Genomic DNA, 19,641 nt, shown 5'->3' on the forward strand with positions numbered 1-19,641 from the left:
GGTCGGAGCGGGTGCTGCACGGCGTCCTGGAGGGGGCGAAGGGCCTCATCCACGGGGTCACCTGCGGCGCCGGCATGCCCTACAAGATTGCCGAGATCTGCGCCCGCTACGGCGTCCACTACTACCCGATCGTGTCCTCGGCCCGCGCCTTCCGCGCCCTGTGGAAGCGCGCCTACCACCGCTTCTCGGAATGGCTGGGCGGCGTCGTCTACGAGGATCCCTGGCTCGCCGGCGGCCACAACGGCCTGTCCAACAGCGAGGATCCCGAGCATCCGGAATCGCCCTACCCGCGCGTCGTCGACCTGCGGCGGACGATGACCGAGTACGGCCTCACCCATGTCCCGATCTTCATGGCCGGCGGCGTCTGGTACCTGCGGGAGTGGGAGCATTGGCTCGGCAATCCCGAGGTCGGGCCGGTCGCCTTCCAGTTCGGCACCCGGCCGCTGCTGACCCAGGAGAGCCCGATCTCGGACGCCTGGAAGCGCAAGCTGGTCACGCTCGAGGAGGGCGACGTCTACCTCAACCGCTTCTCGCCGACGGGCTTCTATTCCTCGGCCGTGCGCAACCCGTTCCTGGCCGAGCTCAAGGGGCGCAGCGACCGTCAGGTCGCCTACACCAGCGAGCCGGTCGGCGAGCACGACACCCCCTTCGCCACCGGCGCCCGCGGCCGCATCGTCTACCTCACCCATTCCGATCGCGACCATGCCGAGGCCTGGGTCGCCCAGGGTTTCACCGAGGCGCTCCGGACCCCCGATTCGACGCTGATCTTCGTCACGCCCGCCGCGGCCGAGCAGATCCGCACCGACCAGATCGAGTGCATGGGCTGCCTGTCGGCCTGCGCCTTCTCCAACTGGGCCCAGAACGAGGCCGGCACCACCGGCAAGAAGGCCGACCCGCGGTCCTTCTGCATCCAGAAGACGCTGCAGGCGATCAGCCACTCCGACGACGTCGACCAGCAGCTCATGTTCGCCGGCCACAACGCCTATCGCTTCGCGCAGGACCCGTTCTACCGCGACGGCTTCGTGCCGACGGTGCGGCAGCTGGTCGACCGCATCCGCACCGGCGACTGAGCGCCTCCTCCCACCCCGGCGGCGACAGGCTTCACATTCGTGACGGCCGGGCTTATATGCGAAGCGTGAGCCAGAACCGCCCCTTTGCCGCCGCCCTGGAGCGCCTGCGCGCCGCCGACCTGCGGCCGACCCGCCAGCGGCTGGCGCTGGCGCGACTGCTGCTCGAGCGCGGCGACCGCCACGTCACCGCCGAGCAGGTGCATGGCGAGGCGGCGGAAAGCGGCGTCCGCGTCTCCCTCGCCACCGTCTACAACACGCTCCACCAGTTCACCCGCGCCGGCCTGATCCGCGAGGTCGTGGTCGAGGCGGGGCGCTCCTATTTCGACACCAACGTCACCGACCACCACCATCTCTTCTTCGAGGAGAACGGCCGGCTGGTCGACGTTCCCGCCGCCCAGGTCGAGGTCCGCGGCCTGCCGGACCTGCCGCCGGGCGTCGAGCTTCGCCGGGTCGACGTCATCCTGCGCGCCTCTGCCAAGTCCAAATAAGACGCATTCTCAATGACTTGGATTCTGTTTGGAATCGTTCCAGACAGCTTGAACGGGCCCGTACTTCTGCCATATCCCTAAGGCGTGGGGATCGTTCCGGTTCCCACCAGCGATCGTTCGGGAATCAGGAGGACGACCATGCCCTCGCTCAAGGGATCCAAGACCGAAGAGAACCTGAAGGCCGCCTTCGCCGGCGAGTCCCAGGCCAACCGCCGCTATCTCTACTTCGCCCAGAAGGCGGACGTGGAGGGCTACAACGATGTCGCCGCCGTGTTCCGCTCCACCGCCGAGGGTGAGACCGGCCACGCCCACGGCCATCTCGAGTTCCTGGAGGAGGTCGGCGACCCGGCGACCGGCCATCCGATCGGCGCCACCGCCGACAATCTGCGTGCCTCCATCGCCGGCGAGACCCACGAATACACCGACATGTACCCCGGCATGGCGCGCTCGGCCCGCGAGGAGGGCTTCGACGAGATCGCCGACTGGTTCGAGACGCTGGCGAAGGCCGAGAAGTCGCACGCCGGCCGCTTCCAGAAGGCGCTCGACACCCTCGGCGCCTGATCGGCCGGGGCCGGCCTCGGGCCGGCACCGCCGGACGCAGGAAGGGCACGGGGGACCCGGTCGGGGTCCCCCGTCGACCCCGAAGGATGGGGCAGCAGGGCCGCCCGGCGTGGCCCGCGCGAAGGGGGAGGGACGAAGATGCGCGAGGGCAGCCTGGAGGCGCCGGTGCGCCATCCGCTGGATTGGAACGATCCCGACTTCACCGATCCGGAGAAGCTGGATGCGGAACTGCGCCGGGTCTTCGACATCTGTCATGGCTGCCGCCGCTGCTTCAACCTGTGCGACAGCTTTCCCCGCCTCTTCGACCTCGTCGACGCCTCGCCGACCGGCGAACTGGACGAGGTCAAGAGCGCGGACTTCAAGCCCGTCGTCGACGCCTGCACGCTCTGCGACATGTGCTTCCTGACGAAGTGCCCCTACGTCCCGCCGCACGCGTTCAACCTCGACTTCCCGCACCTGATGCTGCGCTACCGCATGGCCGAGCGGAAGGCGGGGACCGGAGGTCCCGGCTTCGCCGCCCGCCAGCTCACCGAGACCGACCGCAACGGCAGGCTCGCGGGAATGGTGGCGCCGATCGCCAACTGGGCGTCGAAGACCGGCAACGGCCTGACCCGGCCGCTCCTGGAAAAGGCCGCCGGCGTCGACCGCGAGGCCGAACTGCCGCAGTTCCACGGCCGCAGCTTCGTCGCCCGCGCCCGCGCCGCCGCGCCCGAGGTCGATCGCACGGCGCCCGCCTTCGGCCGCAAGGCGGCGCTCTATGCGACCTGTTTCGTCAACTACAACAATCCCGCCATCGGCGAGGCGGCGCGCGCCGTCCTGGCGCGCAACGGCGTCGCGACCGAGGTGGTCTATCCCGCCTGCTGCGGCATGCCGCAGCTCGAGCATGGCGACATCGCCCGCGTCGCGCGGAGCGCCCGCACCGTGGCGGCCGAACTCGGGCGCTGGATCGACCAGGGCCACGACATCGTCGCGCTGACGCCGTCCTGTGCCCTGATGCTGAAGTTCGAGTGGCCGCTGATCCTGCCGGACGATCCCGCCGTCCGCCGGCTGGCGGACGCGACCTTCGACCTCTCGGAATACGTCGTCGACATCGCCCGGAAGGAAGGGCTGGCGCCGGGGATGCAGACGCTGCCCGGCGGCGTCGCCGTGCATCTCGCCTGCCACGCGCGTGCCCAGAACATGGGGGCGAAGGCGGCCGAGATGCTGCGCCTCGTCCCCGGCACCGCCGTCTCCGTCATCGAGCGCTGCTCGGGCCATGGCGGCTCGTGGGGGGTGATGAAGGGCAATTTCGAGACCGCCCTCAAGGTCGGCAAGCCCGCCGCCCGCCAGGCGGCCAAGTCCGGCAAGGCCTTCCTCGCCTCCGAGTGCCCGCTGGCCGGGGTCCACCTCAAGCAGGGGATCGAGCGGCTGGAGGGCGAGCAGCCGGAAATCGAGCTGGTGCCCCACCCGATCGTCCTCATGGCGCGCGCCTACGGCCTCGCCTGAACCGTCCGGAATCCTCCCATGACCATGGCCAAGCGCGAGATCACGCCGTCCGACATCCTGCCGCCCGGCGAGTACGCCCGGGTCCGGCGCGAGCACCGCAAGCACGTGACGACGGTCAAGCGCCTGCGACGGCTCGCCGTCGGGCCCTTCACCACCTGGCACTTCGAGAGCTACGAGACGATGTGGCACCAAGTGCACGAGATGCTGTTCATCGAGAAGGGCGGTGACGAGCAGGTGCCGGACGAACTGCGCGCCTACAACCCCCTGATCCCGAAGGGGCGCGAACTGGTGGCGACGATCATGATCGAGATCGACGACCCGGTGCGCCGCGCCCGGGCCCTGGCGCGGCTCGGCGGCATCGAGGAGACCGCCTTCCTGCGCTTCGCCGGCGAGGAGGTGACGGGCGTGCCCGAGGCCGACCAGGACCGGACCTCCGCCGAGGGCAAGGCGTCGGCCGTGCAGTTCGTGCATTTCCCCTTCACCGCGGCCCAGGTCGAGGCCTTCGCCCGGCCCGGCACCGAGGTCATGGCCGGCTTCCGCCATCCCGAATACGGCCACATCGCCGTCATGCCGGAGGCCGTGCGCGCCGCCCTGACCCAGGACTTCGCGCCGTAGCGGCGGCGCGGCCGGGACCCGCCGGCCTCAGCCGGCGGGAACCCAGTTGCCGTGCAGTCCGAAGGGCACGCGCACCGGCAGCGCGACCGTCGCGACGGGGCCGCGGTCGATCGCGGTCGCCACGAACACCAGCAGGTCCGAGCGTGCCTCGGCGGCGCGCCAGACGACCGCGAGCAGCCAGCCGTCGCCCTCCCTGGCCGCGGGCGAGCGCGGCACGAACACGGGCTCGGACGTGGCGTCGCCCTCCGGCAGCAGGAAGGTCGTGCGGCGGCCGGTCGCGAAATCCATGTGCGCGATCGTGTCGTAGGTGCCGTCGGGCGCGTCCGGCCGGGCGGCGGCGTACCAGCCGTGGCGGTAGGCGAGGCCAGAACGCCGGTCGTCGATGCGCGGGAACTCGCCGTCGAGATCGTCGAGAAACCGGCGCTCGAACCGGTCGCTCGCGGCCGACAGGTCGAAGGTCCAGCGGCAGAGCCGCGCCCGGCGATCGTCGGTACGGGCCGGGCGGCCGTCGGGACGCGGGAAGGGCGGTGCCGCCATCTCCATGACGTCGGCCTGGATGCGGTCGCCCTCCTCCCAGGCGTTCATCAGGTGGAAGACGTAGCAGGCCTCGCTCCGGAACCAGCGGAGGGAGGCGGCGCCGGCGTCACGTCGGAAGATCCCGACATGGCTGGCGAGCTCGGGCTCCCAGGCATAGGCCGGGCGGCCGCTCATCGCGCGCTCGCGGCTGCCGGTCAGCGGCAGGACCGGGACGAGGACGTGGTTCGCCGTCGCTGCGAAATCGTGGACCATGCTGGCGAACGGCGTCTCGAAGCGCTCGAACCGGGTCGCCGCGCCGTCGGCGGCGACGGTGCCCCAGCTCATGGTGGCGGAGAAGCGGCCGGCCGCATGGTACCCGAAGAACACCAGTTCCCCCGTCGCCGGATCGATGCGCGGATGGGCGGTGAACGGTCCCTCGACGCGGCCGCCGAAATCCTCGCAATCGCCGGTCGCCAGCGTCGCCGGGTCGAGTGCGATCGGCAGGTGCCCTTCCTCCAGCGCCAGCAGGCGGCCGCCGTGCCGGAGGACGTTGGTGTTGGCGACGCCGCCATCGGCGCCGGCTCCGGCCGGCAGGCCCGGGCGGAGTTGCCCGAACCCGCAGAAGAGCGACCGCCCGGCCCGGTCCTCGGCGCGCCATTTCGGCGTCCGGACCCAGCGGTTGCGATAGCTCGCCCGGCCGTCCGCGAGCGTGAAGGCGTGGATCATGCCGTCGCCGACGAACCAGTGGGCGTCGGCCGCCGGGAAGCGCGGGTTGGGCCCGTTGCGGAAGAGCGTGCCGTCGAGCTCGCGCGGCAGCTCGCCCAGCACCGGCAGGTCGGCGAGATCGCGCTCGACCACGACCGGCGCGAAGTTGCCGGCCAGCCGGGCGCCGCCGGAACCGGCCGGGGGCCGCGTCATGGTGTCCGTGGTCGCGAACATGCTTGCCTCGGGATATAAAATTGACGATGTAAATATGACTAGATTCCCCACGATCCGGGGTCAAGTAGATATTTATATCGTCAATATGGGGGTGGCATGGCAGGCGGAGCGGAGGCGGAGGACGCGGGGCGGCGCGGCAAGCCGCCCGGGGCCTATCATCACGGCTCGCTCCGGCGGGCGCTGCTGGAGGCGGCGGAGGCGATCCTCGAGCGCGACGGCGTCCATGGCCTGACCCTGCGCGCGGCGGCGCGCGACGCCGGGGTCTCCCATGCCGCGCCGAAGAACCATTTCGGCGATCTCTCCGGCCTGCTCAGCGAGCTTGCCGCCTCGGGCTTCGAGCGGCTGCGCGAGGAACTGCTGGCGCGCGCGCGGCCGGGCCAGACGGCGGCCGAACGCAAGGCCGCGATCGGCTACGGCTACGTCGCCTTCGCGCGGGCCCATCCCGGCCTGTTCCAGCTCATGTTCCGCAGCGAGCGGCTCGATCCGCGGCGGCCGTCGCTGGCGGACGCGATGCAGGGGGCCTTCCAGGTCCTGGCCGGCACGGCGGGGGTTCCGGCCGCGCCGGCGGCTGCCGCGAGCCCGGCCCAGGTCGCCGACATCGCCGCCGCTTGGTCGATCGTCCACGGCTTTGCCATGCTGATGCTCGACGGGCGGCTGAAGCCGCTGCTGGCGCGGCTGCCGCCCGGCGGCGACGAGATGGACCTGCTGCGGGCGGTCCTCGACCGCGCCCGCTGACCGCCGGGCCGGCCCTCAGCGGATCATGGCGCGGACGCGCGAGGAGAAGAGGTCGGCCAGCAGCACCAGCGCCAGGATCACCAGGATGCACATCGCGGTGTCCTGGTACTTGAAGAGCTTCATGCTGGAGACGAGTTCGAAGCCGATCCCGCCGGCACCGACCATGCCGAGCACGGTCGCCTGCCGGACGTTGGTCTCGAGCCGGTAGAAGACGGTGCCGAGCCAGGACGGCATGACCTGCGGCAGGACGCCGAAGAGGATGGTCTTGAAGCGCCCGACGCCGGCCGAACGGAAGGCCTCGAGCGGCCCCTCGTCGATGTCCTCGATCGCCTCAGCGAAGAACTTGCCCAGCATCCCGGCGCCGTGGACGGCGAGCGCCAGCACGCCGGCGAACGGGCCGAGACCGATCGCGGCGACGAAGATCAAGGCCAGGATGATCTCGTTGATGCCGCGCATCCCGTTCAGGATCTGCCGCATCGCCTGGAACACCAGGGGGTGCGGCGACAGGTTGCGGGCGGCGAAGAAGCAGACCGGCAGTGCCAGCGCGACACCCAGGATGGTCCCCCAGACCGCGACCTGCAGGCTCTCCAGCGCCGGGCCCCACAGGCGCTCGATGAAGGCCCAGTTGGGCGGCAGCATGCGGGTCAGGAAGTCCCACATGTAGGGGACCCCCGACGCGAGGTTGTGGGCGCTGATCTGGGCGCCGTCCGCCGACCAGCCGAGGAAGACGGCGCCGGCGATGCCCCAGAGCCAGGCGGTGCCCCAGCCGAAACGGCTGCGCGGCGGGTTCAGCAGCAGGGTGTGGCGGGCGACGGCCATGGCGAGGCTCCGTAGCATGCGGGACCGGGCAAGGGATCAGGCGCCGGCGACGGCGCGCTCGGCGAGCGGCGCGCCGCCGCCCTGGAAGCGCAGCACGCGGGCGATGCCCGGATCCTCGAGCCCGGGATAGATGCGGTGGACGATTTCCGACGACAGGCGATCGGGCGCGCCGTCGAAGACGACGGCCCCGTCCGACAGGCCGACGATGCGCTCGCCGAACTCGACCGCGTAGTCGACCTGATGGAGGTTGCAGATGACCGCGATCCCGGCGTCCTTGCAGATGCGCTTGAGGTAGCCCAGGACCACGCGCGCGGTCTTGGGGTCGAGGCTGGCGACCGGCTCGTCGGCCAGGATCACCGCCGGTTCCTGGGCCAGCGCCCGGGCGATGCCGACGCGCTGCTGCTCGCCGCCCGAGAGCTGATCGGCACGCATCCGCGCCTTGTGCTCGAGCTCGACCTGCCTGAGGCAGGCGAGCGCCCGCTCGACGTCGGCGGCCGGAAAGAGCTGGGCCAGCGCCAGCAGCGAGGACATGCCGGCCATGCGGCCGACCAGCACGTTCTTCAGGACGGTGAGGCGTTTCACCAGGTTGTGGTGCTGGAAGATCATCGCGGTCGGCCGCCGCGCCTCGCGACGGCCGAGGTCGCGGGTGCGCACGGTCCGGCCGTCGATCGCGACCTCGCCCTGTTCGGGCGGAATCAGCCCGTTGATGCAGCGCAGCAGGGTCGATTTGCCGGCGCCGCTCGGTCCCAGCACGACCAGGAACTCGCCGGCCCGGACCGACAGGTCGACCTGCTTCAGGACCCGGCGCTGGCCATAGGACTTGGCCAGTCCCTTGATCTCGATCATCGCACGTCCTTCCTGCGCGGAGGGGGCCGGCCGGCGGCCCCGCCCGTCATTTCACCCGCGCCGTCACTTCATCTTGGAGAGGTCGAGGTTCAGGACCTTGGCCGTCTCCCGGATCACGTCGTAGGCGGCGTCGTTGGTCTCGACGAAGCGGTTGAGCTTGCCCTGGTCGGCCCAGGTGATGTCGCGGATCTCGAGGAAGGCCTTGCGCACCCGCTGCTTCAGTTCGTCGGGCAGGTTGCGGCGCCAGACCGTCGGCGATTCCGGGATCGGGCCGGAGCGCCAGACGACCTGGACCTTCTCCGGATCGATCAGCTTCTTGGCGACGGCGGCGTCGTAGATGCGGTCGGCGATGGTGGCGGCGTCGACCCGCTTGTTGGCGACGGCGAGCGCGTTGGCGTCGTGCGACCCGGTGAAGAGGACGCGCCCGAAATGCTTCTCGGGGTCGATGCCCTCGCGGATCAGCCCGGCCTTGGGGAAGAGATGGCCCGAAGTCGAGGACGGATCGACGAAGGCGAAGGTGCGGCCGCGCAGGTCGGCCAGCGAGCGGATGCCGCTCTCCTTCAGGGCGATGATCTGGCTGTGGTAGTAGGTGCGGCCCGCCTTGGCGGTCTCGGCGGTGCAGAACGCCTCGATCGGCGCGATCGTGGTCCCGAGCACGTAGGAGAAGGGGCCGAGATAGGCGACCTCGACGTGACCGGCGCGCATCGCCTCGATGACGCCGTTGTAGTCGCTGGCGACGAAGCCCTGCACCTTCATGCCGAGGTTCTTCTCGAGCGCGGCGAGCAGCTGCTTGCTCGCCTCCAGCATCGCCCGCGAATCCTCGGACGGGATCAGGCCGACCCGCAGCACGCCCGACTGGGCGCTCGCGGGGGCCGCGCCCAGCGGCAGCAGGGCGGTGGCGGCCAGGGCGCCGCCCATCTGCAGGAAGTCCCTGCGCGTCGTCTTCATGGTTCGCTCCCCATCGTTCTCGGTGCCGGTGTCGGCGGGTCCGCCACTTGCGGGCGGTACGGTTCTCGGGTCGGTGGAAGGGCCGCTATTCGGCGGCCAGGTCCCGCCTCCCGATGAAGTTGCGGCCGCGTTCGCCGGCGAAGGCGCGGTCGACGAGGCCGACCCACTCCGCCGGCGCCAGGCCATGGGCGGCGGGATCGGTCGGCACGCCGAGATCCTCGAGGAAGCGCTGCAGCCGGTCGGCGCCCGCGGCGAGGTCGGGCCCGAAGATGGCGGCGAGCCGGCGGTCGCATTCGGCGTCGCGGCCGATCGCCCAGCGCATCACCTGCGGCAGGCTGAAGGAGCAGGCGATGCCGTGCGCGGTGCCGTGACGCAGCGTCACGTCGTAGGAGATGTTGTGGGCCAGCGCCGTCTTGGTGTTGGAGAAGGCGAGGCCGGCGAGCAGGCTCGCCTCCGCCTGGCGGCTGCGCAGGTCGAGATCGTCGAGCCGCTCGACGAGGCGCGGCAGCACCTCCAGCACGAGGCCGGCGGCGGCGACGGCGTGGCGTGCCGACACCGGGTTGGCGTTGACGTTCCACAGGCTCTCGAGCGCGTGCGACAGCGCGTCGAGCCCCGTCGCCAGGGTCAGACCGCGCGGCGCCGCCAGGGTCAGGGCCGGGTCGACGATCGCCGTCTCGGGATAGAGGCGGGGATGGGCGATCGAGTACTTGCGCCCGCCGGCCGCATCCCACACGGTCGCCCACGAAGTCACCTCGCTGCCGGTGCCGGCCGTCGTCGGCACGGCGACGAGGGGCAGGATCAGCGCCGGGTCGAGCGGCCGGCCGGCGACCAGATGGTCGCGCACCCGGGCGAAGTCGCCGCCCGCCGCCGCCAGCACCTTGGCCGCGTCGATGACCGAGCCGCCGCCGAGCGCGACGACGACGCCGGTCCGCCCGGCCGCGGCGAAACGGCGGCAGATGCCGTCGAGGTCGGCGAAATCCGGGTTGGCGGCGACGTCGTCGACGATCGCGACCGGCTCGCCCGCCCGCCGCGCGATGCGCCGGCCGAGCTCGCGGAAGAGGTCCATCCCGTAGGTGACGAGCGACCAGGGGCGCCCGGCGATGGCGTCCGCCACCCCCTCGAAGGCGCCGGCGCCGAACTGCACGCGAACCGGGTTGTGGTAGCTCCAGCCCATCCGTCCTCCGGGTCTCGCCCCGCCGCGAAGGCTCGCGCAATCGGGTCGATCGGCGCCAATTGATTTTATGCGGCCGATCGATAGAAATTATCTATGCGATACACCAGCCTGCGCTCGTTCCACGCCGTCGCGACGGCGGGCGGCTTCACCGCCGCGGCGACGCAGATGCGGATCAGCCAGCCGACCCTGACCGCCCAGATCGCGGCGCTGGAGGACGAGTATGGCGTGCTGCTGTTCCACCGTCGCAACCGGCGCGCCGAGCTGACGCCGGCCGGCCGCGACCTCCTCGCCATCACCACCCGCATGTTCACCGAGGAGCGCGAGGCGCTGGAGTTCCTGCAGCAATCGCGCGAGCTGCGCCGGGGCGTGCTGCGGGTCGGGGCGGTCGGGCCCTACCACGTCACCGCGATGCTGGCCGCCTTCCGCCGGCGCTATCCCGGCGTCGAACTCTCCGTCGCCATCGGCAACTCGGCCGAGGCGCTGCACGACCTGCGCGAGTACCGGACCGACGTCGCGGTGCTCGCCCATATCGACGACGATCCATCGCTGCGGACGGTGCCCTACAGCCGCCACCCGGTGGTCGTGTTCCTGCGCACCGACCATCCGCTGGCCGACCGTCCGGCCCTGCGGCCGGCCGACCTCCATGGCCAGCGCATGATCGCGCGCGAGCGCGGGTCGACCACCCGGCGCGCCTTCGACGAGGCGATGCGCGCGGCCGGCGTCGCGCCCGAGACGGTGATGGAGATCGGCAGCCGGGAGGCGATCCGCGAGGCGGTGATCCACGGCCTCGGCATCGGCTACGTCTCGGCGGCCGAGTTCGTGCCGGACCCGGTCCTGCGCGCGGTGCCGGTCGAGGGGGCGGAGATCTTCACCTGGGCCCATGTCGTCATCCTGCGCGAGCGGGCGCAGGGCCGCGTCATCCGGGCCTTCCTCGACACCGTGCGCGGGATGCTGACGGCGTGAGCGGCCGTTCCCGCCCGGTCCCGGCCTACTCGATCTTCTCGCCGGGATAGACGCCCCAGAACTCGGTCCGCTTCAGCCAGCCGCGATAGCCCTGGACCTCGACCCGGCACCAGCCCGGATCGCATTCGAGCAGGCGACCGATCACCCCGGGCTCGACCTGGGCGACCGCCGCGGCGTCGTCGGAGCCGCGGCGGCGCAGGACGCGGGCGATCCCCGTCACCACCACGGCGCGCCGGCCCGAGACGAGGCTCTGGTGGACCCAGCCCCCCGCTCCCTGCCAGTCGCGGATCTTGCGCCATTGGCCGAACTGGGCGGTAATCTCCACCGGCATGCCGCGGCGCATGAAGCGCCACTCGATCGGATACTGGGTGCCGGGGCCGGTGCGGGCGTTGGCTTCCTCCGCGCGCAGCGTCACGAAGCGCGGGACCGGCAGCTTGTCCTCGTCGGCGGCGGCGGTCCGCGGGGCGGCCGCGACCAGCGCCAGCGCCGCCAGCGCCGCCGCGAGCCGGCGTCGGGCGGGGTCGGGCGGTGTGCGCGGGTCGAAGGCTGCCATCGACCTGCGTTAGCCTTCGCCACCGAATCGGGTCAAGGCGAGTGCGCGCGGCCGCGCCCGCCCGTCGACTGGACAGGCCCGGCCCTGCATTGCTAAGCGACCCGCCGCACCCGGAAGAGAGCGCCCGCCCATGTCCGCCCGCGCCAGGAAGCCCGTCGTCGTCGTCACCCGCAAGCTGCCGGACACGGTCGAGACGCGGATGATGGAACTGTTCGACGCCCGCCTCAACGTCGACGACCAGCCGATGGACGAGGCGGCGCTGGTCGCCGCCGTCGCCCATGCCGATGTCCTGGTGCCGACGGTGACGGACCGCATCGATGCCGCGGTGCTCGCCGCGGCCGGGCCGAACCTGCGGCTGATCGCGTCGTTCGGCACCGGCGTCGACCATATCGACCTGCAGGCGGCGCGCGCCCGCGGCATCACCGTCACCAACACGCCGGGTGTCCTGACCGAGGACACCGCCGACATGGCGATGGCGCTGATCCTGGCGGTGGCCCGGCGGCTGACCGAGGGCGAGCGGATCGTGCGCTCGGGCAAGTGGCGGGGCTGGGGGCCGACCTTCATGCTGGGCCGCCGTCTCGGCGGCCGCCGGCTCGGCATCGTCGGCATGGGCCGGATCGGCCAGGCGCTGGCGCGCCGCGCCCGCGGCTTCGGCATGTCGATCCACTACCACAATCGCCGGCGCCTCCATCCCGACATCGAGGCCGAGCTGGAAGCGACGTGGTGGGAGAGCCTCGACCAGATGCTGGCGCGCATGGACGTGCTGTCGGTCAACTGCCCGCACACGCCCGCGACCTACCACCTGCTGTCGGCGCGCCGCCTCAAGCTGATCCAGCCGCACGCCTTTCTCGTCAACACCGCGCGCGGCGAGGTCATCGACGAGGCGGCGCTGGCGCGGATGCTGGCGGCGCGCGAGATCGCCGGCGCCGGGCTCGACGTCTTCGAGCACGAGCCGGCGGTCAACCCGCGCCTGCTGCGGCTCGACAACGTCGTCCTCTTGCCGCACATGGGCTCGGCGACGCTGGAGGGACGCATCGCCATGGGCGAGAAGGTGATCGTCAACGTCAAGACCTTCGTCGACGGCCACCGGCCGCCGGACCGGGTGATCGAGGCGATGCTCTAGGTACTCCGTTCCCGCGCCACCGCGCGCCAGCCGATGTCGCGGCGGCAGAAGCCGTCCGGCCAGTCGATGGCGTCGACCCCGGCATAGGCGCGGGCCTGCGCCTCGGCGACGGTGGCGCCGGTCGCGGTCACCGCCAGCACCCGGCCGCCGTCGGAGACGAGCCGGTCGCCGTCGCGCCGGGTCGCCGCGTGGAAGACCTCGACGCCCGCGATCGCGGCCGCCCGCTCGATGCCGCGGATCGGGGTGCCCTTGGGATAGTCGCCGGGATAGCCGCGGGTCGCCATGACGACGGTCAGCGCCGGTTCGGGGTACCAGCGCAGGTCGAAGCCGTCGAGCACGCCGTCGGCCGACGCGAGCAGCGCCGGCACGATGTCCGACATCAGGCGCATCATCAGCACCTGGCATTCCGGGTCGCCGAAGCGGACGTTGAACTCGACCAGCTTCGGACCGTCCGCAGTCACCATGACGCCGGTGAAGAGCACGCCCTGGAACGGCCGACCCTCGGCCGCCATGCCGGCGACCGTCGGGCGGACGATCTCGTCCATGATCCGCCGCTCCATGGCCGCGTCGACGACGGGGGCCGGCGAATAGGCGCCCATGCCGCCGGTGTTCGGTCCGGTGTCGCCGTCGCCGACCGCCTTGTGGTCCTGGGCGGCGCCGAACGGCAGCACGTTGCGGCCGTCGACGAGGGCGAAGAAGCTCGCCTCCTCGCCGTCGAGGAAGGCCTCGATGACGATTTCGCGGCCGGCGCTGCCGAAGGCGCCGCCGACCATGGCGGCATCGACGGCCGCCAGCGCCTCTTCGACGGTGCGGGCGACGGTGACGCCCTTGCCGGCGGCGAGCCCGTCGGTCTTGACGACGATCGGCGCCCCCTGGGCCCGGACGTAGGCGCGGGCGGCCTCGGGGTCGTCGAAGCGGGCATAGGCCGCGGTCGGGATGCGGTGGCGCGCGCAGAAATCCTTCATGAAGGCCTTGGAACCTTCGAGCGCGGCCGCCGCCCGGCTCGGCCCGAACGCCTTGATGCCGGCCGCCGCCAGCCGGTCGACGAGCCCGGCGACCAGCGGCGCCTCGGGGCCGACGACGACGAAGTCGATCGCCTCGCGCCGGGCGATGGCGACGACGGCATCGAGGTCGGAGAGGTCGACCGGAATGCAGGTCGCGACCCCGGCGATGCCGGCATTGCCGGGGGCGCAGAAGAGCGCGTCGCAGAGCGGGGAGGCGGCGATGGCCCAGCAGAGCGCGTGCTCGCGCCCGCCCGAGCCGACGACCAGAAGGCGCATGGGACCTCTTGCAGAGCAACGGGGCGGCCGCCGGGTGTGGCTGGCCGGTGGGCGCTCCTATAGCATGGCGGGCATGAGCGAGAACGCCCCGCGCACCAACCTCCCGGAACTCTCGGTCGGCGAGCTGTCGCAGCGGCTGAAGCGCAGCATCGAGGACCAGTTCAGCCATGTCCGGGTGCGCGGCGAGATCAGCGGCTTCAAGCGGCACTCCTCGGGCCATCTCTATTTCGCCCTGAAGGATGCGGATGCCGTCCTCGACGCCGTGTGCTGGCGCGGCCAGGCGGCCCGTCTCGGCATCCGGCCGGAGGACGGGATGGAGGTCGTGGCCACCGGCCGCCTGACCACCTACCCCGGCCGCTCGAAGTACCAGATCGTCGTCGAGCAGATGGAACTGGCGGGCGAGGGAGCGCTGCTCAAGCTGCTCGAGGATCGGCGCCGCAATCTCCTCGCCGAGGGCCTGTTCGAGCCCGAGCGCAAGCAGCGCCTGCCCTACCTGCCGCGCGTCATCGGCGTCGTCACCTCGCCGACCGGGGCCGTCATCCGCGACATCCTGCATCGCCTGGCCGACCGCTTCCCGCGCCACGTCCTGGTGTGGCCGGTCGCCGTCCAGGGCGAGGGTGCGGCAGCCCAGGTGGCGGCGGCGATCCGGGGCTTCGACGCGCTGCCGGCGGACGGGCCGGTACCGCGCCCCGACCTCCTGATCGTCGCCCGCGGCGGCGGCAGCCTGGAGGATCTCTGGGCCTTCAACGAGGAGGTCGTGGTCCGCGCGGTGGCCGACTGCACCATCCCCGTCGTCTCCGCCGTCGGCCACGAGACCGACACGACGCTGATCGACTTCGCGGCCGACGTCCGGGCGCCGACGCCGACGGCGGCCGCCGAACTGGCCGTGCCGGTGCGGGCCGACCTGATCCAGCGTACGGCCGAGGCCGGGGCGCGGGCCTGGGCGGCGCTCGCGGCACGCCTGCGCCACGCGCGGGCGGAGATCGACGGCCTCGCCCGCGGCCTGCCCGACCCGGTGTCGCTGCTCGGCACCAAGGCACAGTTCCTCGACGACCGCACCGAACGCCTGGCGAACGCCGCGGCGAAGCTGGTGCCGGATCGCGCCGCCCGCCTCGACGGCGCGGCCGGCCGCCTGCGCCACCCGCGCGAGGTGGTGCGCGAGGCGGCGACGCGCACGGGCCATCTCGCCGAGCGGCTGGAGCGGGCGGCCGCCGAGGCGATGGCGCGCGAGGCCCGCGCCCTCGATCGCGCCGCGGCCCGGCTCGACGACCGCGCCTTGCGGCTGGCCATCCAGCGCGGCGCCCGCGACGCGGCCGGCGAGGGCGGGCGCCTGGTGGCGGCGGCGCGCACCCGCCTCGCCCGCGCCGGCGAGATCCTGGCCCTGCGCGGCCAGATGCTCGACGGCCTGTCCTACGAGCGGGTGCTGGAGCGCGGCTTCGTGCTGGTGCGCGACCAGGGCGGCCATCCGGTGACGCGCCGCGCCGACGCCCGCGCCGGCCAGCGGCTGTCGCTGCGCTTCGCCGACGGCGAACTCGGCGTCCAGGCGGATCGCGACGGCGCGCCGCGGCCGCCGGCCCCGGTCCAGGGCACGCTGCTGTGAGCGCGGCGCCGCTCGGCCTCTTCCGGGGCGAGGCGGCGATCGTCACCGGCGCCGCCGGACGGATCGGGCAGGCGATCGCCCGGCACCTCGCCGCCGAGGGGGCGACCGTCCATCTCGTCGACCGCGACGGCCCCGGCGCCGACGCGCTCGCCGGCCGGATCGCGGACCAGGGCGGGCGCGCCGTGGCCGCTGCGGTCGATCTCTCCGACCGCGCGGCGCTCGACGCCTTCTGCACGGCCCACCTGGCGCGCCAAGGCGCGCCCGACATGGTGGTCCATGCGGCCTGCCCGACGCTGCCGTCCGGCGGGCCCGACTGGGCGACCGGCGACGCCGAGTGGGACCAGATGATCGAGGTCGGTGTCGGCGCGGCCCGCCGCATGGTGCGGCACTTCGTGCCGGCGATGCGGCGGGCCGGGCGGCGCGGGCGCTTCCTGCTGCTCACCTCCCTCCATGCCGAGACGCCCAGGACGCATGCGCACTACAGCGCCACCAAGGCGGCGATGACGATGCTGACCAAGGAACTGGCCCGCGAACTGGGCCCGTCCGGCATCCGCGTCAACGCCCTGGCGCCCGGCTATGTGCCCGACGATCGGGGGCCGCCGGCCCCCCGCATCCCGCTCGGCCGGGCCGGCACCGGGGACGACGTGGCGGGCATGGCGGCGGTTCTGCTCAGCGACCGTTTCTCCGCCTACGTCACCGGGACGACCGTGGTCGTCGACGGCGGGCTGTCGCTGGTCAACTGGATCCCCCGCCGCCCCTGACCGTCGGCCTGCCCGCGGCCGGTCACGAGGCCGCGCGGGTCTTCCGGCCACGGCGGAACACCCTCGCGCCTGGGTCGGACAGGCGCCGGGCGAGCCAGCCGGCGGTGTCGCGGACCCGCGCCAGCGCCTCGTCGCGGACCAGCTGGGCGCCGTCCGGATGCCGGGCGAGCGTCAGGCGGCGGTCATGGAACTGCTCGAGTTCGCTGCGATGGCCGACGCTGACGACGGCACTGTCCGGCAGGCCAGTGGCGAGGCGCCGCATCATCGCGTCCTGCATCCTGGCGTCGAGCGCCGACGTCGCCTCGTCCATGATGACGATGTCGGGCCGCAGCAGGAACATGCGGGCAAAGGCGATGCGCTGCTTCTCGCCGCCCGAGAGGATGCGATCCCAGTCGTCCTCGTCGTCGAGCCGGCTCGCGAGGTGGCCGAGTTCGGCCGTCTCCAGTGCCGTCCGGACCGCCGCGTCGGTGACGGCGTCCGGCGCCTGGGGGTAGGCGGCGACCCGCTTCAGGGAGCCGATCGGCAGGTAGGGGCGCTGCGGCATGAAGAACACGGAGGCGCCGCGCCGCCGCCGGACCTCGCCGCCGCCCCACGGCCACAGGCCGGCGATGGCGCGGAGCAGCGTGCTCTTGCCGCTGCCGGATTCGCCGACGACCAGCACGCGCTGGCCGCGTGCGATGGCGAAGTCGGTCTCGGCGACGACGCTGGTGCCGTCGTCGAGCGTCACCGAGACGTCCGAGAGCCGGAGTGCAGGCCCGTCGCCCTCGCCATGGACGATCTGGCCGACGGTGCCGGGCGCCTCGGCGTGCTCCAGCACGTCGAGCGAGCGCAGCAGCGACCCGACGCGGACGGCGGACGCCTTCCAGTCGGCAAGCCGCGGATAGTTGTCGACCAGCCAGTTGAAGGCGGTCTGCACGGCGACGAAGGCGGTGGCCGCCTGCATGACGTCGCCGAGGGACATCGTCCCGGAAAGATACTTGGGTGCGCAGAGCAGGAGCGGCACCGTCGGCGCCAGCAGCGTGTTGGTCTGGGAGACGGTGGTCGTGCGCATGTGCTGGCCGGCCAGCCGCCACCACGCCCTGCCGATCCGCTCCAGCCGCCGGGCGAGCGCCTCGCGCTCTTCCGCCTCGCCGCCGAGCAGCGCGATGCTCTCGCCGTTCTCGCGCAGGCGGACGGCGAAGTAGCGGAAATCGGCCTCGACCGCGTTCTTGCGCTCGGCGACGGCGACGAAGCGGCGCCCCACCATCATCATCGCCGCGGTGGCGATGCCGGAATAGAGCACGGCCGCGATCACCAGATATCCCGGCACGGTCCAGCCGGCGACCGCGATGCTGCCGCCGACCCGCCACAGCACCGTGACGAAGGTGGCCGCACCGACCGCCGCCGACAGCAGGCCGACGGCGAAGTCGATCGGCGCATCGGTGGCGAGGCGGGCGTCGTCGGCGATGCGCAGTTCCGGGTTGTCGTGGTCGCCCCGCATCAGGTTGAGGCGGTAGTAGCGGCCGTTCCAGAACCAGTGCTCGAGGAGCGCGCGCGACAGGAACCGGCGCCAGCGGATATGGGTGGCGAAGCGGCCGGCGACGCTGGCGACGCCGAGGGCGACGGACGCCGCCACCAGCCCCAGCAGCACCAGGCACTGCGACAGCACCGTCGAGCCGTCGCGTCGCTCCAGGGCGTCGAAGAACTCGCGGTTCCAGACCGTGACTTGGTACTGGACCGCGATCTGGGCCAGCACGATCGCGACCAGGGCCACCGTCAGGGACCAGGCGGCGGCCCAGCCGGGCCCGCGCCAGAAGCCGAGCGCCGACTGCCAGAACCGCGCCATCACCAGCCGGCGCTCCTCCTCGCCTGCGGACAACGCCTTCGCCATCACCAGAGCCTCCACGGAGCCGCCGTGCCGCGCGCGGCCCGGGGGCGGCAGCGCCCGGTCCGCCGCGGCGGGGCGGACCGGCGCCACCGACAACGGCCGGCCCGCCTTCCGGTTGCATGGCCGCGGATGCCGGCCGGGCTTGCCTCCGGCCCGTGCCCGGATGCAAGGTCGCCCGGCGCCGTACCGGCCGGAGCGCCGAGCAGCAGAGGCCCCCGAACCCATGCCAGCCCCCATGAACGAAGCCCCCCTTTCCGTCGCCGCCGTGGCCACGGCCAACCCCGTCCTGGTCGAGGTCACCCGCGGCACCGTCGTCGAGAGCCGCCATCGCGGCTCGATCGCCGTCGTCGATGCCGCCGGCCGCGTGCTCCATCAGGTCGGCGACGTCGCCCAGGCGGTCTACCCGCGCTCGGCCATCAAGCCGCTGCAGGCCCTGCTGCTCGTCGAATCCGGCGCCGCCGACCGCTTCGGCCTCGGCGACCGGGAACTGGCGCTCGCCTGCGCTTCCCACCGCGGCGAGACCGTCCATACCGAGGCGGTGGCGGCATGGCTCGGGCGCGTCGGCCTGTCGCCCGACGATCTCGAGTGCGGCGCCCACCTGCCCTACGACCCGAAGTCGATGGAAGCGCTGCTGCGGGCGGGCGGCCATCCCTCGACCCTGCACAACAATTGCTCCGGCAAGCACTCGGGCTTCGTCACCGCGGCGCTGCATCTCGGTCTGCCCGTCAAGGGCTACATCCGCCGCGAGCATCCCCTGCAGCAGCGCCTCTATCGCACGATCGAGGAGATGGGCGGGGAGTCGCTGGCGGCCACCGGGCGCGGCTACGACGGCTGCGGCATCCCGGTCTTCGGCGTCCCCCTGCGCGCGCTCGCCCGCGCCTTCGCCCGGCTGGACGATACCGCGGGCCTGACGCCCGAGCGGGCGGACGCCGCCGGCCGCATCCTCCGCGCGATGGCGGTCGAGCCGGTGATGGTGAGCGGCCACGGCAGCTTCGTCACCCGCGTCATGCAGGTGGCGGGCGAAACGGTGCGCCTGAAGAGCGGTGCCGAAGGGGTCTACTGCGCCGTCCTCGTCGGCCGCGGCATCGGCATCGCCCTCAAGATCGACGACGGCGCCGGCCGCGCGGCGGAGGTGGCGATGGCGGCGGCGCTGCGCCGGCTCGGCGCCTTCACGGCCGAGCAGGAGCGCGAACTGGCCGCGTTCCTCGAGGTGCCGATCCGCAACGTCGCCGGCCGGGACGTCGGCGTGGTGCGGGCCGCCGCCGACCTGTCCTGACGTCCCGAGCCGGAAGCCGGAG

General features: G+C 72.7%; 19 protein-coding genes. 11 read left to right on the top strand and 8 right to left on the bottom strand.

Going from position 1 to position 19,641, the window contains the following annotated elements:
• From ACE3Q3_RS11515 to ACE3Q3_RS11535, 5 genes are all read left to right on the top strand, one after another.
• The coding region (locus tag ACE3Q3_RS11515; RefSeq protein WP_374446002.1) for an NAD(P)H-dependent flavin oxidoreductase at positions 1-1,070 on the top strand (1,070 nt) is incomplete at its 5' end.
• A 56-nt stretch (positions 1,071-1,126) separates the two neighbouring features.
• On the top strand, positions 1,127-1,558 hold the full coding sequence (gene irrA / locus ACE3Q3_RS11520; RefSeq protein WP_374446004.1) for an iron response transcriptional regulator IrrA: 432 nt from the start codon (positions 1,127-1,129) through the stop codon (positions 1,556-1,558).
• Between the two features lie 138 nt (positions 1,559-1,696).
• A complete protein-coding gene (locus tag ACE3Q3_RS11525; RefSeq protein ID WP_374446007.1) occupies positions 1,697-2,119 on the top strand; it encodes a rubrerythrin family protein in 423 nt (140 codons plus the stop codon).
• Positions 2,120-2,257: 138 nt separating this feature from the next.
• Positions 2,258-3,604: a heterodisulfide reductase-related iron-sulfur binding cluster gene (locus ACE3Q3_RS11530; RefSeq protein ID WP_374446009.1), complete on the top strand. Its 1,347-nt coding sequence runs from the start codon at positions 2,258-2,260 to the stop codon at positions 3,602-3,604.
• An 18-nt stretch (positions 3,605-3,622) separates the two neighbouring features.
• Complete coding sequence (locus ACE3Q3_RS11535) at positions 3,623-4,219, top strand: DUF3501 family protein (protein WP_374446011.1); 597 nt, start codon at positions 3,623-3,625, stop codon at positions 4,217-4,219.
• A 27-nt stretch (positions 4,220-4,246) separates the two neighbouring features.
• On the opposite strand, the gene ACE3Q3_RS11540 is transcribed toward ACE3Q3_RS11535, so the two are convergent.
• A complete protein-coding gene (locus tag ACE3Q3_RS11540) occupies positions 4,247-5,674 on the bottom strand; it encodes a carotenoid oxygenase family protein (protein ID WP_374446013.1) in 1,428 nt (475 codons plus the stop codon).
• 96 nt (positions 5,675-5,770) lie between these two features.
• Between ACE3Q3_RS11540 and ACE3Q3_RS11545 the strand changes: the two genes are divergently transcribed.
• A complete protein-coding gene (locus ACE3Q3_RS11545; RefSeq protein WP_374446015.1) occupies positions 5,771-6,409 on the top strand; it encodes a TetR/AcrR family transcriptional regulator in 639 nt (212 codons plus the stop codon).
• 15 nt (positions 6,410-6,424) lie between these two features.
• On the opposite strand, the gene phnE is transcribed toward ACE3Q3_RS11545, so the two are convergent.
• The 4 genes from phnE to psrA all read right to left on the bottom strand — a co-directional run bounded on the left by phnE (position 6,425) and on the right by psrA (position 10,196).
• Positions 6,425-7,228 (bottom strand): phosphonate ABC transporter, permease protein PhnE, encoded by an 804-nt coding sequence (phnE, locus tag ACE3Q3_RS11550; RefSeq protein WP_374446018.1) that lies wholly within the window; start codon positions 7,226-7,228, stop codon positions 6,425-6,427.
• A gap of 36 nt (positions 7,229-7,264) precedes the next feature.
• Positions 7,265-8,074, bottom strand: coding sequence for a phosphonate ABC transporter ATP-binding protein (gene phnC / locus ACE3Q3_RS11555; RefSeq protein ID WP_374446021.1), 810 nt, complete (start codon positions 8,072-8,074; stop codon positions 7,265-7,267).
• Between the two features lie 63 nt (positions 8,075-8,137).
• Positions 8,138-9,022 carry a phosphate/phosphite/phosphonate ABC transporter substrate-binding protein gene (locus ACE3Q3_RS11560; protein ID WP_374446024.1) on the bottom strand — a complete coding sequence of 295 codons (885 nt, stop codon included), beginning with the start codon at positions 9,020-9,022 and terminating at the stop codon, positions 8,138-8,140.
• An 85-nt stretch (positions 9,023-9,107) separates the two neighbouring features.
• Positions 9,108-10,196, bottom strand: coding sequence for an iron-containing alcohol dehydrogenase PsrA (gene psrA, locus ACE3Q3_RS11565; RefSeq protein WP_374446027.1), 1,089 nt, complete (start codon positions 10,194-10,196; stop codon positions 9,108-9,110).
• A 93-nt stretch (positions 10,197-10,289) separates the two neighbouring features.
• Here psrA and ACE3Q3_RS11570 point away from each other — a divergent pair, with 93 nt between their 5' ends.
• Positions 10,290-11,159, top strand: coding sequence for a LysR substrate-binding domain-containing protein (locus tag ACE3Q3_RS11570; RefSeq protein ID WP_374446030.1), 870 nt, complete (start codon positions 10,290-10,292; stop codon positions 11,157-11,159).
• A 25-nt stretch (positions 11,160-11,184) separates the two neighbouring features.
• Here the strand turns inward: ACE3Q3_RS11570 and ACE3Q3_RS11575 are convergent, their stop codons facing one another.
• On the bottom strand, positions 11,185-11,712 hold the full coding sequence (locus ACE3Q3_RS11575) for an SH3 domain-containing protein (protein ID WP_374446032.1): 528 nt from the start codon (positions 11,710-11,712) through the stop codon (positions 11,185-11,187).
• Between the two features lie 130 nt (positions 11,713-11,842).
• Here ACE3Q3_RS11575 and ACE3Q3_RS11580 point away from each other — a divergent pair, with 130 nt between their 5' ends.
• The gene (locus ACE3Q3_RS11580; protein ID WP_374446034.1) at positions 11,843-12,835 is read left to right on the top strand and encodes a 2-hydroxyacid dehydrogenase; all 993 of its coding nucleotides are present in this window, start codon (positions 11,843-11,845) and stop codon (positions 12,833-12,835) included.
• Here the strand turns inward: ACE3Q3_RS11580 and purD are convergent.
• Positions 12,832-14,115: a phosphoribosylamine--glycine ligase gene (gene purD, locus ACE3Q3_RS11585; protein WP_374446037.1), complete on the bottom strand. Its 1,284-nt coding sequence runs from the start codon at positions 14,113-14,115 to the stop codon at positions 12,832-12,834. The two genes, ACE3Q3_RS11580 and purD, sit on opposite strands and share 4 nt — an antisense overlap.
• 73 nt (positions 14,116-14,188) lie before the next feature.
• On the opposite strand from purD, the gene xseA reads away from it, so the two are divergent.
• Together xseA and ACE3Q3_RS11595 are read left to right on the top strand one after the other, a co-directional pair.
• A complete protein-coding gene (gene xseA, locus ACE3Q3_RS11590) occupies positions 14,189-15,715 on the top strand; it encodes an exodeoxyribonuclease VII large subunit (protein ID WP_374446040.1) in 1,527 nt (508 codons plus the stop codon).
• Positions 15,712-16,476 (top strand): SDR family NAD(P)-dependent oxidoreductase, encoded by a 765-nt coding sequence (locus tag ACE3Q3_RS11595; RefSeq protein ID WP_374446042.1) that lies wholly within the window; start codon positions 15,712-15,714, stop codon positions 16,474-16,476. The genes xseA and ACE3Q3_RS11595 overlap by 4 nt, the downstream gene beginning before the upstream one ends.
• Before the next feature lie 22 nt (positions 16,477-16,498).
• Here the strand turns inward: ACE3Q3_RS11595 and ACE3Q3_RS11600 are convergent, their stop codons facing one another.
• Positions 16,499-18,346 (bottom strand): ABC transporter ATP-binding protein/permease, encoded by a 1,848-nt coding sequence (locus tag ACE3Q3_RS11600; RefSeq protein ID WP_374446044.1) that lies wholly within the window; start codon positions 18,344-18,346, stop codon positions 16,499-16,501.
• Positions 18,347-18,578: 232 nt separating this feature from the next.
• Here ACE3Q3_RS11600 and ACE3Q3_RS11605 point away from each other — a divergent pair, with 232 nt between their 5' ends.
• Complete coding sequence (locus ACE3Q3_RS11605; protein WP_374446047.1) at positions 18,579-19,619, top strand: asparaginase; 1,041 nt, start codon at positions 18,579-18,581, stop codon at positions 19,617-19,619.
• Positions 19,620-19,641 lie beyond the last annotated feature (22 nt).

Origin of the sequence: Allostella sp. (assembly GCF_041913585.1) — a bacterium.
In the GTDB taxonomy this organism is placed as follows: Bacteria; Pseudomonadota; Alphaproteobacteria; order ATCC43930; family Allostellaceae; genus Allostella.

What these genes read in the sequence shown, in the direction of transcription:
- irrA (WP_374446004.1), top strand. Translation starts at nt 1,127, where the DNA reads ATGCGAAGCGTGAGCCAGAACCGCCCCTTTGCCGCCGCCCTGGAGCGC.
- ACE3Q3_RS11525 (WP_374446007.1), top strand. Translation starts at nt 1,697, where the DNA reads ATGCCCTCGCTCAAGGGATCCAAGACCGAAGAGAACCTGAAGGCCGCC.
- ACE3Q3_RS11530 (WP_374446009.1), top strand. Translation starts at nt 2,258, where the DNA reads ATGCGCGAGGGCAGCCTGGAGGCGCCGGTGCGCCATCCGCTGGATTGG.
- ACE3Q3_RS11535 (WP_374446011.1), top strand. Translation starts at nt 3,623, where the DNA reads ATGACCATGGCCAAGCGCGAGATCACGCCGTCCGACATCCTGCCGCCC.
- ACE3Q3_RS11540 (WP_374446013.1), bottom strand. Translation starts at nt 5,674, where the DNA reads ATGTTCGCGACCACGGACACCATGACGCGGCCCCCGGCCGGTTCCGGC.
- ACE3Q3_RS11545 (WP_374446015.1), top strand. Translation starts at nt 5,771, where the DNA reads ATGGCAGGCGGAGCGGAGGCGGAGGACGCGGGGCGGCGCGGCAAGCCG.
- phnE (WP_374446018.1), bottom strand. Translation starts at nt 7,228, where the DNA reads ATGGCCGTCGCCCGCCACACCCTGCTGCTGAACCCGCCGCGCAGCCGT.
- phnC (WP_374446021.1), bottom strand. Translation starts at nt 8,074, where the DNA reads ATGATCGAGATCAAGGGACTGGCCAAGTCCTATGGCCAGCGCCGGGTC.
- ACE3Q3_RS11560 (WP_374446024.1), bottom strand. Translation starts at nt 9,022, where the DNA reads ATGAAGACGACGCGCAGGGACTTCCTGCAGATGGGCGGCGCCCTGGCC.
- psrA (WP_374446027.1), bottom strand. Translation starts at nt 10,196, where the DNA reads ATGGGCTGGAGCTACCACAACCCGGTTCGCGTGCAGTTCGGCGCCGGC.
- ACE3Q3_RS11570 (WP_374446030.1), top strand. Translation starts at nt 10,290, where the DNA reads ATGCGATACACCAGCCTGCGCTCGTTCCACGCCGTCGCGACGGCGGGC.
- ACE3Q3_RS11575 (WP_374446032.1), bottom strand. Translation starts at nt 11,712, where the DNA reads ATGGCAGCCTTCGACCCGCGCACACCGCCCGACCCCGCCCGACGCCGG.
- ACE3Q3_RS11580 (WP_374446034.1), top strand. Translation starts at nt 11,843, where the DNA reads ATGTCCGCCCGCGCCAGGAAGCCCGTCGTCGTCGTCACCCGCAAGCTG.
- purD (WP_374446037.1), bottom strand. Translation starts at nt 14,115, where the DNA reads ATGCGCCTTCTGGTCGTCGGCTCGGGCGGGCGCGAGCACGCGCTCTGC.
- xseA (WP_374446040.1), top strand. Translation starts at nt 14,189, where the DNA reads ATGAGCGAGAACGCCCCGCGCACCAACCTCCCGGAACTCTCGGTCGGC.
- ACE3Q3_RS11600 (WP_374446044.1), bottom strand. Translation starts at nt 18,346, where the DNA reads ATGGCGAAGGCGTTGTCCGCAGGCGAGGAGGAGCGCCGGCTGGTGATG.
- ACE3Q3_RS11605 (WP_374446047.1), top strand. Translation starts at nt 18,579, where the DNA reads ATGAACGAAGCCCCCCTTTCCGTCGCCGCCGTGGCCACGGCCAACCCC.